Source organism: Actinoplanes utahensis, assembly GCF_016862455.1.
Lineage (GTDB): Bacteria > Actinomycetota > Actinomycetes > Mycobacteriales > Micromonosporaceae > Actinoplanes > Actinoplanes utahensis.
Window position 1 is genome coordinate 1 of sequence record NZ_BOMZ01000033.1, and the last position, 12,533, is coordinate 12,533.

Genomic DNA, 12,533 nt, shown 5'->3' on the forward strand with positions numbered 1-12,533 from the left:
TCGGGATGTCCGGGTGGTCCGGCGGGGTCGGGCGGTCGGGTGGGCCGGTGTCCCAGGGATCGGGGCCCGGTGGAGTGGGAGGAAGGCCGCCCGGGCCGTCGCCGAAACGGCGGACGGGAGTGGCGAGTTCGGTGAGAAAGCGGCTCGGCTGCTCCTCGCCGATCTGGCCGCCGGCCGCGGCCGAGGCGACGGCGGTGACGACCAGGCGGCGGCGAGCCCTGGTGACCGCCACGTAGAACAGGCGGCGCTCCTCGTCGAGCAGGGCGGAGGTCTCGGCCATCACCGCCTCGGGCCCGGAAGCGGGACGGCCGGCGATCACGTCCACGAGACGTTCGGAACCGAGCAGGCTGCCGCGGAGACGCAGGTCCGGCCAGATGCCCTCCTGGACGCCGGCGATGATCACGACATCCCACTCCAGGCCTTTCGCGGCATGGGCGGTCAGCAGGCGGACGGCCTCGCCACGGTCGGCGCTCGGGGCGATCGAGTCGGCGGGCAGGTCCTGGCCGAGCACGTGGTCGAGGAAGACACCGACCCCCGCACCGGGCAGGCGGTCGGTGAACCGGGCGGCGGCGTCGAACAGGACCACCATCGCGTCCAGGTCACGGTCGGCCGCCTCGGAACGCCACTGCCGGGCCCGGCCGGAGTCACGCTGCTCCGGCATCGGAACGTCACCGGTGCTCATCGCGAACCATCGGTCGTGCAGGCCGCTCTCCCGCCAGACCGTCCACAGAACCTGTTCAGCGGAGGCGCCCGGCTCGGCGGCCGCCTCCCGGGCCACGGTGATCAGCCGGGCGATGGTCTGTGCCGGCCGGGCCCAGCGCCGCTCCACCAGGTCCAGGCCGGACGGGTCGCGAACCGCGTCGACCAGCAGCTCACCGGAGGGACGACGGTCGCCGGCGGCCACCGCCAGCGCCCGCAGACCCTGCCGCAACCGCCGCTCCGAGAGCGGGTCCGCCCCGCCGAGCGGAGAGTGCAGCAGCGCGACAGCGGCTTCCTCGGTGAGCGCCGGCGGGTCGATCGCGCAGCGCAGCAACAGCAGGAACGGTGCGACAGCCGGTTGCAGGTGCAGCGGCAGGTCCTCGGGATGGACGACGGTAGGAACCCCGGCGGCGGCGAGGGCGCGCTGTACCGAAGGCTGCTGCAGCGTGGTGGACCGCATCAGCACCGCCATCCGTGACCAGGGCACGCCGTGCAGCAGGTGCGCCTCCCGCAGCGCGTGCGCGATGTAGGCGGTCTCCGCAGCCGTCGACCGGAAGGTCCGCACCACCGCCTCCGGCCGTGGACCGAACGCCCCGGCCTCGACCACCTCGGCCCCGGCCGCACCGGACCCGGCCGTTCCCGTGCCCGTCGTCTCAGCCGTGGCGGCCCCGGTGCCGGGACCTCCCGCCGCAGAGGCCGCGGCGGGTCCGTCGCCCGCCGAGGTCTCCAGGGGCGAACTCGCGACGGCGGTGCTGCGGGCGTCCGGAGCCAGAGCGGCGATGCCAGCGGATGCGGCGGAGCCATCCCCGGCCGGACCAGCCACACCGGCAGATGCGGCAGAGCCACCCCCGGCCGGACCAGCCACACCGGCAGATGCGGCGGAACCATCCCCGGCCGGGACGGTGATGCCGGCGGATGAGGCAGGGCTGTCCGGGGATGGGGTGGGCTGGGGTGGGCGCATGGGGCGGTGGCGGAACGGACCGCGCATGCGGCGCGCGACGCGGGACGTGGCGGTGAGCAGGGGTGGGACGGCGCGGTAGTTGGTGTGCAGGGTGATCGTCTCGGCGGGGGTGCCGGAGGCGGTCGGGAAAGTGGTCGGGAAAGTCGTGACCACGGTGGGATCGGCGCCACGGAAGGCATAGACGGAGGAGTCGGGGTCGGCGAAGGCGACCAAGGGTTTGCCGCCGCCGGCGACCAGGTTGAGCAGCTCGATCTGGGCGGGGTCCGTCTCGGCCAGCTCGTCGACGTAGACGAAGGCGAGGCGGCGGCGCTCGGCCTCCAGCAGGTCGGGCTCGTCGGCGAGCAGTCCGGAGGCGGCACGGACCAGCTCGGCGGGGTCGTAGGCGGCGGAGCCACGGGTGGTGACGTCACGTAAGGCGAGGACCGCGACGTATTCCCGGAGGAAACGGGCGGCGGCGGGCCAGTCGTCACGGCCCAGGCGCTCGCCCAGGCGGGCCAGCTCGACCGGGCCGACGCCGCGCTCGGCGGCGCGCTGCATGAGGTCGCGCAACTGCTGGGCGAAAGCGCGGGTGGGCAGGGCCGGGCGCAGGGCCTCGGGCCAGCCGATCTGATCGTCGGGGGTGTCGGGGTCGGCGACGACGGACAGCAGCTCGCGGATGATCAGGTCCTGCTCGGGGCCGGTGAGCAGCCGCGGAGAGGGCTCGCCGCGCTCGGCGGCGGCCCGGCGAAGGAGACCGAACGCGTAGGCGTGGAAGGTGCGGACCAGGGGCTCGTGCACGATGCGGCCGGGATCGTCGGCGACGCGGGCCTCGATCCGGTCGCGCAGGGCGGCGGCGCCCCGGCGGCCGAAGGTGAGGATCAGGATGCGCTCCGGGTCGACGCCCTCGGCGATGCGGGCGGCGACGGCCTCGACCAGGACCGAGGTCTTGCCGGTGCCGGGACCGCCGAGCACGAGCAGGGGCCCGGTGGTGTGGCCGGTGACCCGGCGCTGGACCGGGTCGGCAGGCAACTCGGGCAGGACCGGGCGGGGGCGCCGGACCAGGCGGTAACTCGCCGGACGGCGCACCGGGGGAAGGGGGACCGGCGGGCTCACGGCATCTATGAGAGCACGCCGGTATGACGTTATTCCGAGCCAGGAAGGAGCCCGGCCCCGGATTCACACCAGGACGGCCGATTCGGGTGAGCCCGTTCGGACTGCCCGGCCAGTGGAAAGCCGGCGCCTGCCCACCGAAACCTCACCCGGGCTACCGGGAACGGCAGCGCCGCACGGAGAGCCGAACCTCAGCTCGCGAAGCGCCGGAGCCGACCGGCAGCCGGTAACCGGGCCCCGGCCTGCGCAACACCGGAGCCGACCCGCGACCGGTAACCGGTCCCGGCCTGCGGAACGCCGGAGCGCGCACGCGGCCCGGAAAGACGGGAGATTCCGTGCTTCACCGGGCCGCGCCGGACGGACATCTGGCGAGGCAGAGCGCGAGGAGCGTACCGATAAAGGGTGTGCGAGACGGGATGACCGGAAGTCGGGGGATCAGCGCTCCGCGGGGCTGGCCGTGCCGGAGGCGGTGCCGGAAGGCGCATCGGGCGGACCCGCGGCGAGACGGGTCTCGATGTGGTCGACGGCTTCCGCGACGGTACGCACGACGTGCAGCAACTCCATCGCCGGCGGGCGGATGAACTTCTGGTCGGTCAGGCCGGAGAGCCAGTGGAGCAGTCCGTCGTAGAAGCCGTCGGGGTCGAGGAGCACGATCGGTTTGCGGTGGACGTCGAGGGTGGCGGTGGTCCAGACCTCGAACAGCTCGTCGAGGGTGCCGAGCCCGCCGGGCAGGGTGATGAACGCGTCCGAGCGGTCGATCATCAGGTTTTTCCGGGCCGCCATGTCGCCGGTGACGATCAGCTCGTCCGAGGCCCGGTCGGCGACCTCGAGGTCGACCAGGCACTGCGGGATGATGCCGAGCGTGTGGCCCCGGGCGGATCGGGCGCCGTCGGTGACCGCGCCCATCATGCCGACGCAGCCACCGCCGGAGACCAGGGTGTGACCGCGTTCGCCGAGGACGCGCCCGGTTTCGTGGGCGAGGTCGGTCCAGCGTTCCTCGAGGGTGTTGGAGGAGGCGCAGAAGACGCAGATCGCGGCCACGTCACTGCTGCCCGTTGCGCGCGCCGGAGTCCATGATGATCCGGACTGCTTCGGCGACGTCGTCGGTGACCTGGATGAGTTCGAGATCCATGGCACTGATCTTGCCTTCGTCGAGCATCCGGCGCTTCATCCAGTCGAGGAGGCCGCCCCAGTACTCGGTGCCCATCAGGATGACCGGGAACCGGGTCACCTTCTTGGTCTGGACCAGGGTGATCGCCTCGAAGAGCTCGTCGAGGGTGCCGAAGCCGCCGGGCAGGACCACGAAGGCCTGCGCGTACTTGACGAACATGGTCTTGCGGACGAAGAAGTAGCGGAAGTCGATGCCGATGTCGACCCAGTCGTTGAGGCCCTGCTCGAACGGCAGCTCGATGCCGAGGCCGACGGAGAGGCCGCCGGCTTCGGCGGCGCCCCGGTTCGCCGCCTCCATCACGCCGGGGCCACCGCCGGTGATCACCGCGTAGCCCTGCTCGGCGAGGGCCGCGCCCAGGCTCTCGGCGAGCTCGCACTCGTAGCTGTCGGGGGCGCTGCGGGCCGAGCCGAAGACGCTGACGGCCGGCGGCAGGTCGGCGAGCGTGTCGAACCCCTCGACGAACTCGGACTGGATGCGCAGCACCCGCCACGAGTCCTTCGTCTTCCACTCGCCCCGGTGCTCGGAGTCGAGCAGTTTCTGATCGGCTGTGCTCGGCGGGATGGAGTCACGGCGCAACGTGACCGCCCCGCGGTGGCGCTCCGGACCCGGATGGGGTCGTCCGTTGGTGCTCTCCGTCATGCCACAAAGGTAGTGCGGACCGTCAGTACCCGGTGAATAACCGGTCGCGTTTCGGTAAGAGCATTGCGACCCGCAGACCTTTTTGCCAGATTGAAGCAACCGACAGTGACTCTGCCGCGTGTGTACTGTTACCGACCCTGGCATCACCGGGCTCCCGGCGAAGGAGCGACCACCGTGACGAACCGATACGAGCGTCTCAGGATGCAGCGCCGGATCCGCCTGGTGCTGGAGGAACGGCGGGCCGCCTTCGCGGGGCGGGACTCCGAGCCGGCAGTGGATCCGGAAGCGACCATGGAGATCCCCCCACCGCAGCGTGCCGTGGGGCGGGTGACCGTCCGATATTGAGCACTAGGGAGCGAGCCAGCGGTAAAGGGTGGCGACCCCGTCCCGGATCTTGCCGATCTCGACGTGCTCGTCCGGCGCGTGCGCGAGCGACGGGTCGCCCGGGCCGTAATTGAGCGCCGGGACGCCGAGGGCGGCGAACCGGGCCACGTCGGTCCAGCCCAGCTTGCCGGCCGGCTCGATGCCGACGGCGGCGAGGAACTCGCGGGCCGGGGCGGCGTCCAGGCCGGGCAGCGCGCCGGGGGCCGAGTCGGTGACCTCGAGGTCGAAGCCGTCGAACACCTCGCGCAGGTGCTCGAGGGCCTGGTCCTCCGAGCGGTCCGGGGCGAACCGCAGGTTGACGTCGACACTGCACTCGTCGGGCACCACGTTGCCGGCGACGCCGCCGGAGATCCGGACCGCGCTCAGGCCCTCCCGGTAGGTGCAGCCGTCGATGGTGACCGTCCGCGGGTGGTATTTCTCCAGCCTGCGCAGCACCTCGCCGGCGGCGTGGATGGCGTTGACCCCGCGCCAGGCACGGGCGGTGTGCGCGCGCCGGCCCCGGGTGCGCACCCGCACCCGCATGGTGCCCTGGCAGCCGGCCTCGACGGTCCCGAACGTGGGTTCGAGCAGCACCGCCAGGTCGGCCTCGAGCCATTTCGGGTGCTCGCGGGCGACCAGGTTGAGCCCGTTGAACTCGGACTCGATCTCCTCGGCCTCGTAGAACAGGTAGGTCAGGTCGTACTGCGGGTCGGGGAGGGTGACGGCCAGGTGCAGGGCGAGGGCGACGCCGGCCTTCATGTCGGCGGTGCCGCAGCCGTAGATCAGGTCGTCGACGACGGTGGACGGCAGGTTGCCGTTGACCGGGACGGTGTCCAGGTGGCCCGCGAGGATCACCCGCTGTTCGCGGCCGAGCTTGGTACGGGCCATCACCGTGTTGCCCACGCGGCGCACGCTCAGGTGCGACACCTTGGCGAGGACGTCCTCGACGCAGTCGGCGATCACCTTCTCGTCGCGGGAGACGGACTGGATGTCGACCAGGGCGCGGGTCAGCACGACCGGGTCGACCAGCACGTCCGGGGTAAGCGGGTTGGCCATGTGCGCACCATACCGGGGGGCGACGAGCCAACTGACGGCCAATGAGGCTCCGGTAAAGTTCGCCTCGTGGAAACCGTGATCTCGACTTCGCCCGCCTGGGGCATCGGCCTCGCCACCGTGACCGCCGACGGCCAGGTCCTGGACACCTGGTTCCCGGCCGGCTTCCTGGGCCTCGGTGAGGAGCCTGCCGACGCGCCGGCGCTCCCGGCCGGGCAGACCGGGCCGAAGCTTCTTCCCGGACTGAGCACCGTCGAGGTGCGGGTGACGGTCAAGTCGCTGGCCGACCCGATCGCCGACGCCTCGGACGCGTACCTGCGCCTGCACCTGCTGTCCAGCCGCCTGGTCCGGCCGAACGAGCTGAACCTGGACGGCATCTTCGGCAAGCTGGCCAACGTGGCCTGGACCTCGGCCGGCCCGTGTCTGCCGGAGCAGGTCGACGAGCTGCGTTTCCTGGAGCGCGCGGCGGGCCGTCAGCTCGCCGTCTACGGGGTCGACAAGTTCCCCCGCATGATCGATTACGTGGTGCCGGCCGGTGTCCGGATCGCCGACGCCGACCGGGTCCGCCTCGGCGCCCATCTGGCGTCCGGCACCACCGTCATGCACGAGGGATTCGTCAACTTCAACGCGGGCACGCTCGGCACCTCGATGGTCGAGGGCCGGATCGTGCAGGGCGTGGTGGTCGGTGACGGCTCGGACATCGGCGGCGGCTCGTCGATCATGGGCACGCTCTCCGGCGGCGGCAAGGAGAAGGTGCGCATCGGCGAGCGCAGCCTGCTCGGCGCGAACGCGGGTGTGGGAATCTCGCTCGGCGACGACTGCGTGGTCGAGGCGGGCGTCTACATCACCGCCGCCTCGAAGATCACGCTGCCCGACGGCCGTGTGGTGAAGGCCATCGAGCTGTCCGGTGTGAACAATCTCCTGTTCTGGCGCAACTCGGTCTCCGGCGCCCTGGAGGCGAAGCCGCGCAAGGGCACCGGCATCGAGCTGAACAGCGCGCTGCACGCCAACGACTGATCTCTCTCCTATCGCAGGACCAGGGCGGCCGCCGTGCGAACGGCGGCCGTCAGCGCGTCCAGGCTCGGCGAGGAGAGCCGCCAGCACTGCCAGTAGAGAGGCACGTCCAGGTGGCGGCCGGGGCGGATCTCGACGAGGCGGCCGGCCTCCAGGTGCGGGACGGCCTCCCGTTCGTAGAGCATCCCCCAGCCCAGGCCGAGCAGCATCGCCTGGTTGAAGGCGGCGGTGGCCGGGATGTAGTGCACCGGCGGGTCGTAGCGGGCGGTCAGGAACCGGTGCTGGATCCGGTCCTTGCGGTTGTAGGCGAGCACCGGTGTCCGGTTCAGATCGGAGATGTCGAGTTTGGGCGCGGCCACCGCCCGATAGCGCATGACGCCCAGCCTCTCCACCCGGCAGCCCTGGACCGGCACGTGATCGGCGGTGACCGCGGCCATCACGGCACCGGAGCGCAGCAGGTCCGCGGTGTGATCCTGATCGTCGGTGTGCAGCTCGAAGAGCACGCCGGGCAGGCTGGTCAGCACCGGCAGGAACCAGCTGTCCAGCGAGTCGGCGTTGACCACCACGGAGAGCCGGGTGGTCTCGGCGCCGAAGAGCTCGCCCTCCAGCAGCGCGACCTGGTTGGCGAACCGCAGCACGGCCTCGCCGGCGACGGTGGCCGCGCACGGCTTGGCGCGCCGCACCAGGACCTGGCCGACACTCTGCTCGAGGGCTTTGATCCGCTGACTGACCGCGGACGGCGTGACGTGCAACACCCGTGCCGCCGCCTCGAAACCACCCTGCTCCACGACGGCCTGGAAGGTCGCCAACTGCACCTGGTCCACGTTAGAGAATTTAATCCATCTTGAGAATGATTAGCTGGAGCTTGGTTCGCCCGGACCGTAGCGTCGGATCATGGCCTCCTCCGCTTTAGCCGGTTTTGTCGCGTCGGCTGTCCTGATCATCGCCATCGGCGCCCAGAACGCGTTCGTCCTGCGCCAAGGCCTGCGCCGGGAACACGTGCTCCCGGTCGTGCTCACCTGCGCCCTCTCCGACCTGGCGCTGATCTCCGCCGGGATCGCCGGCCTCGGCGCCGCGATCGAGGCGCGACCGGGGCTGATCACGGTGATCCGCTACGCCGGGGCCGCCTTCCTGATCGGCTACGCGGTGCTCGCCGCCGGCCGGGCGCTGCGCCCGCAGGCGATGGACCCGGCGGCGAAGGCCCCGGCCACCCTCCGGGCGACCCTGCTCACCTGCCTCGCGCTGACCTACCTCAACCCGCACGTCTATCTGGACACCGTGCTGCTGCTCGGCTCGGTCGCGCAACAGCACGCCGACCGCTGGTCGTTCGGCCTGGGCGCGGCGGCCGCCAGCCTGACCTGGTTCGTCACGCTCGGCCTCGGCGCGCGGAGACTGGCCCCGCTGCTGGCCCGGCCGGGCGCCTGGCGGGTGCTCGACGCCCTGATCGCCCTGGTCATGGCAGCGCTGGGAACCATGCTTCTGATTCAGGCCTGACCCTCTCCACCGGGCACGAGGAGAGCGCGGGTGCACGCTTGACTCTCGACGAGGTCGAGACACCAGGGTTCGAGGACGTGGAGAGCGACATGCGAGGCATCGGCGAGGTGGCCCGGGCCAGTGGGCTGAGCGTCAGCGCGCTGCGGTTCTACGACGGCGCGGGCGTGCTGGTCCCCGCCGCGGTGGACCCGGCGACCGGCTATCGCCGGTACACCACGGACCAGATCAAGGCGGCCCGGCTCATCGCCGGGCTGCGGCGGGTGGGCATGCCGGTCGCCGAGATCGCCGCGGCGGTGCGCGACATGCGGAACCCCGCGCTGGTACGGGTGACGCTGGACACCCATCTCACCCGCCTGGAGTCCGGTCTCGCCGACGCCCGGCGTGAGCTCCTCCGCCTGCACACCCTGCTCGACCTGGAGGAGAACCTGATGACCCGGATCACCCTGACCGCCGCCGACCTGTCCGCCGCGTTCGGCGCCGTGCTGTTCGCAGCTGCCGGATCCACCGGCCCGATCCCGGCCGGCGTGCTGCTGGAGACCGGCGACGGCACCGTCACGCTGGCCGCCACCGACCGCTACCGGATCGCCGTCGCCTCGGTCACCGCCACCGTCGAAGGTTCCGCGGCCCGGCTCTTCCTGCCGTTCGGTCTCGCCGGGGACCTGCACGACCTCCGCTCCGGCACGCTCACCCTCGACCTGACCGCCGACCGGGTCACCGCGACCGGTTCCACCGGCCGGGTGGTCGAGGGCAAGCCTCTCGACATGGAGTTCCCCGACTACCGGCGCCTGATCGACCCGGGCCCGCAACGGGTCACCGTCGACGCCGGCGCCCTGCGCGACCTGATCGCCGGCGCCCCGGTGATCGACCGGGAGCACGAGGGGCGGCCCTACCCGGTGTCGGTGCTGGCGGTCGGCCCGGACGGCGATCTCCGGGCCGTCGGCGCCGACGAGTGGGCCGCCGGCGCCGACTCGCACATCGCGGTCAACCGGGAGTTCTTGCTGCAGGCCGTGGACGCGGGCGGCCCCGGACAGCTCGTGCTCGCACTGGACGGCCCGGTCCAGCCGCTCGTGATCCGCCCGGTGGGTGAAGAGTCCCGTTTCTCGCTACTGATGCCGGTCCGCCACTGATCTGGTAACCGTTCAGCCACAGTCCGGCACCGGTCCTGGAAAGGCCGTGAGATCGAGTCGCTGGGGAACCGGGAGTCCGGCTACGTTCGGTCCGTGCGCAGCAACCGGCAGGGGGAAGATCTCAACGCCGCGGCTACCGGCGCCTCCATGACCGGGTGGGAGTTCGCCTGGCTGGACGGCCTGGCCGTGGCGTCCGAGCCGACCTGGTCGTACCTGGATCTGGCTCGCCCTCTGGTCCGCCGGGCCACCAGCGTCCTCGACCTCGACACCGGCGGCGGCGAGTTGCTCGCCGAGCTGGCCCCGCTGCCCTCGCACACGGTGGCGGTGGAGACCTGGGCGCGGAACACCCCGGCCGCCCGGGAGCGACTGGCTCCGTTCGGCGTGCCGGTGCTGACCGAGCTGCCGTCCGAGGAGGACGAGTTCGACCTCGTGCTGAGCCGGCACGGGCGGCTTCCGGCGGCCGACATCGCCCGCCTGCTCAAGCCGGGGGGCGTGCTGCTGACCCAGCAGGTCGGCAGCGACGACCTGGCCGAGCTGAACACCGCCCTCGGCGCCCCTCCCCCGCATCCCCGGCGCTGGGACGCCGAGGTCGCGGCGACCGCGCTGCTCGCGGCCGGGCTGCGGGTCACCGACGTGCGGGAGGAGCGGCCGCTGCTGACCTTCCGCGACATCGCGGCGGTGGTCCACCATCTGCGCACGGTTCCCTGGCAGATCCGGGACTTCACCCCGATGCGGTACGAACGTGAGCTGGCCCGCCTCACCGCGGTCATCCGGGCCCGGGGCGAGTTCACCGTGCGGGCGCACCGGTTCCTGGTGAAAGCCGAGCGACCGACAGAGGCATAGCGCCTAAGCATCTTTCAGGCGACTGACGGGCCCGATGGCCTAATCCGTTAGGGTTCGATGCGCTGAAATCGTTCCGAGACCCATTCCGGTTTCACCTTTTCTCGAACCCGGAATTCACGTTTCAAGCATCTTCTCGGGCCTCCCCGGCAATCCGAGGAGAACTCGGGCTTGCCTGATCGGTCGAATGGTGCGGGCGGCCTTCGTCGCAGGTGAGAGCGGTTCTACCGATCTTCGGAAAGACCGGGATTGATCGGTACGGCGGGCGCTGTCACGCCTGCGGGTTAGCCGGGACGGGTCGCGTCCGCCGTCGTCTCGCATGCAACAGGCCGACGGTACGGACGATCGCCGGGCTGGGACGGGTCCGCCATCTTTGTCGCAGCGCCGGGTGGCCTTGTGGGCCCCGGTGACATCCGATTAACGACGTGCACCCCGTTTCCGTCGCACCTGACCCGCGACGGGGTGACCGCACGCCGTCCCGTTCCAGGAGGAACACTCACATGGGTAACTTCACCAAGCGCTCCGCCGCCGTCGTCGCCGGCTCCGTTCTGGCCGTCGCGGGTGGGACCGCCGCCTTCGCCTACGCCCAGGGCTGGTTCTCCGGCAACGGCACCGTCTACGCCGCGTCCTCCTCGATCCTGCCGGTCCGGGCCACGGCGAACCTCGGCAGCACCACGACGTCCCGCCTGTATCCGGGGAAGACCGTGGCGATCACGTCCGCCAGCCTGAACAACCCGAACGACTATCCGGTCCAGGTGACCGAGATCGCGATCAGCAACGTCACCTCGAACAAGCAGGGCTGTGGCGCGGGTGAGGCCAAGCTGGAGTTCGGCGCGGTTCCGGCCGGCACCACCGTCGCCTCCGGCACGACGGCGACGGCGGTGTCCCTGGGCTCCATCACGATGGACGAAGAGGCCCTGCCGGTCTGCGCCGGCGCCGTCTTCACCATCACCGCGAACCTGACCGGCGGAATCGCCGATGCGGCCGGCTCGGGTTCGGGGAGCGGATCCGCCCCGGGCACCGGTGCGGGCGCCGGCAACTGACATTCCGGGCGGGGCGTCGGTGCGCCCTGACTGTCGTTGCGACCGGCGATCACGAGGGTAGGGCTGATGCGGAACCGGGCCAGATATCTGCTGATGGGAACGACCACCATGCTGGTGGCTTTCGGCGGCATGCTCGCGGTCTACGCGGACTGGTCCGTGCCCGGCGTCAGCGCGGTGACAGCACAGGCAGCCGGTATGCCGCGTGGCAGCACACCGCGGATCCTCGAGAAGCCGGGGGAGGTCGTCGTCAGGTGGAGACGGCAGGAGATCACTCCCGGCTCTCCGATGGACCACTATCTCGTCATCGCCCATCACGCAGGCGGTCCGGCGAAACCGGACATCAGCCGGACGGTGGTGGCCGGGGGCGCCGCGACCGAGTCGGTGAGCTTCACGACGGGTGAGCTGGCCGGTGGCAGGTGGTACTGGACGGTCACGCCGAAGCTGCACGGCTGGAGCGGGGACGCGAGCCCGAAGAGCGAGGAGCTCACTCTCCCGGCCGCGCCCGCCGCCCGGCCGGCGAGTCCGAGCGGAACGGCCACGGCCGGGGGCGGGGCGGTCGAGCCGGGTCCGGCCACGACCGCGACCGCACCGGCCGGACCGGGGGCGTCACCGGCCGGTTCCGGGAAGGGACCCGCGGGTTCGCCGGGTGCGGGCACCGGGTCCGGCGGGCACGGGAAGCGGCCGGAACCGAAGGTCACCACGACGGGTCCGGGCGCTCCGGAGCGGGTTCCGGCGCCGGCGCCGATCGAGTCGGAGAGCACCGCGGTGGAGCCGCCACCCGCCGTCGGGTAGGCGAAACCCGTGGGAGCCCTCGGTGCGGCCGCACCGAGGGCTTGCCGTCATGTCCGCCGATTTGGGTGTGGTGCGACCTCGCCGGGGCGACGTCGTGGCTGGCAGCACCGGTTACCGGCCGAAAACGATCATTCCGGGCAGGAGGTCGTACGGTCGATCGAATCACCCCGCAGAGTTAAGCCGCATGGGCAGACCTGTCCGATTTATGCGCCGGAAGGGCGTACGGAAAACCGATCACATCGGACATC

The 12,533-nt window shown here is 71.6% G+C and carries 12 protein-coding genes; 7 read left to right on the top strand and 5 right to left on the bottom strand.

The window, feature by feature from the left end; genetic code table 11:
* The 3 genes from Aut01nite_RS10160 to Aut01nite_RS10170 all read right to left on the bottom strand — a co-directional run.
* On the bottom strand, positions 1 to 2,701 hold a 2,701-nt coding region (locus tag Aut01nite_RS10160), incomplete at its 3' end, for an ATP-dependent helicase (protein ID WP_444978818.1).
* A gap of 483 nt (positions 2,702 to 3,184) precedes the next feature.
* A complete protein-coding gene (locus tag Aut01nite_RS10165) occupies positions 3,185 to 3,790 on the bottom strand; it encodes an LOG family protein (protein WP_052164622.1) in 606 nt (201 codons plus the stop codon).
* A 1-nt stretch (position 3,791) separates the two neighbouring features.
* On the bottom strand, positions 3,792 to 4,559 hold the full coding sequence (locus tag Aut01nite_RS10170; protein WP_043533472.1) for an LOG family protein: 768 nt from the start codon (positions 4,557 to 4,559) through the stop codon (positions 3,792 to 3,794).
* A gap of 174 nt (positions 4,560 to 4,733) precedes the next feature.
* Between Aut01nite_RS10170 and Aut01nite_RS10175 the strand changes: the two genes are divergently transcribed.
* Positions 4,734 to 4,904, top strand: coding sequence for a hypothetical protein (locus Aut01nite_RS10175; RefSeq protein ID WP_173476749.1), 171 nt, complete (start codon positions 4,734 to 4,736; stop codon positions 4,902 to 4,904).
* A 3-nt stretch (positions 4,905 to 4,907) separates the two neighbouring features.
* Here Aut01nite_RS10175 and dapE read toward each other — a convergent pair whose 3' ends face one another.
* Positions 4,908 to 5,978 (bottom strand): succinyl-diaminopimelate desuccinylase, encoded by a 1,071-nt coding sequence (gene dapE / locus Aut01nite_RS10180; protein WP_043533470.1) that lies wholly within the window; start codon positions 5,976 to 5,978, stop codon positions 4,908 to 4,910.
* 66 nt (positions 5,979 to 6,044) lie between these two features.
* Between dapE and dapD the strand changes: the two genes are divergently transcribed.
* Complete coding sequence (gene dapD / locus Aut01nite_RS10185) at positions 6,045 to 6,992, top strand: 2,3,4,5-tetrahydropyridine-2,6-dicarboxylate N-succinyltransferase (RefSeq protein ID WP_173476761.1); 948 nt, start codon at positions 6,045 to 6,047, stop codon at positions 6,990 to 6,992.
* Between the two features lie 8 nt (positions 6,993 to 7,000).
* On the opposite strand, the gene Aut01nite_RS10190 is transcribed toward dapD, so the two are convergent.
* Complete coding sequence (locus Aut01nite_RS10190) at positions 7,001 to 7,813, bottom strand: LysR family transcriptional regulator ArgP (RefSeq protein ID WP_043533469.1); 813 nt, start codon at positions 7,811 to 7,813, stop codon at positions 7,001 to 7,003.
* Positions 7,814 to 7,883: 70 nt separating this feature from the next.
* Here Aut01nite_RS10190 and Aut01nite_RS10195 point away from each other — a divergent pair, with 70 nt between their 5' ends.
* The 5 genes from Aut01nite_RS10195 to Aut01nite_RS10215 all read left to right on the top strand — a co-directional run bounded on the left by Aut01nite_RS10195 (position 7,884) and on the right by Aut01nite_RS10215 (position 12,285).
* The gene (locus Aut01nite_RS10195) at positions 7,884 to 8,483 is read left to right on the top strand and encodes a LysE/ArgO family amino acid transporter (protein ID WP_043533468.1); all 600 of its coding nucleotides are present in this window, start codon (positions 7,884 to 7,886) and stop codon (positions 8,481 to 8,483) included.
* Between the two features lie 89 nt (positions 8,484 to 8,572).
* Entirely contained in the window at positions 8,573 to 9,610 is a 1,038-nt protein-coding gene (locus tag Aut01nite_RS10200; protein WP_043533608.1) for a DNA polymerase III subunit beta family protein, read from the top strand.
* A 93-nt stretch (positions 9,611 to 9,703) separates the two neighbouring features.
* On the top strand, positions 9,704 to 10,453 hold the full coding sequence (locus Aut01nite_RS10205) for a class I SAM-dependent methyltransferase (protein WP_043533467.1): 750 nt from the start codon (positions 9,704 to 9,706) through the stop codon (positions 10,451 to 10,453).
* A 497-nt stretch (positions 10,454 to 10,950) separates the two neighbouring features.
* Positions 10,951 to 11,493 (top strand): hypothetical protein, encoded by a 543-nt coding sequence (locus tag Aut01nite_RS10210; protein ID WP_043533465.1) that lies wholly within the window; start codon positions 10,951 to 10,953, stop codon positions 11,491 to 11,493.
* A 66-nt stretch (positions 11,494 to 11,559) separates the two neighbouring features.
* On the top strand, positions 11,560 to 12,285 hold the full coding sequence (locus Aut01nite_RS10215) for a hypothetical protein (protein WP_043533464.1): 726 nt from the start codon (positions 11,560 to 11,562) through the stop codon (positions 12,283 to 12,285).
* The last annotated feature ends 248 nt before the right edge of the window (positions 12,286 to 12,533 follow it).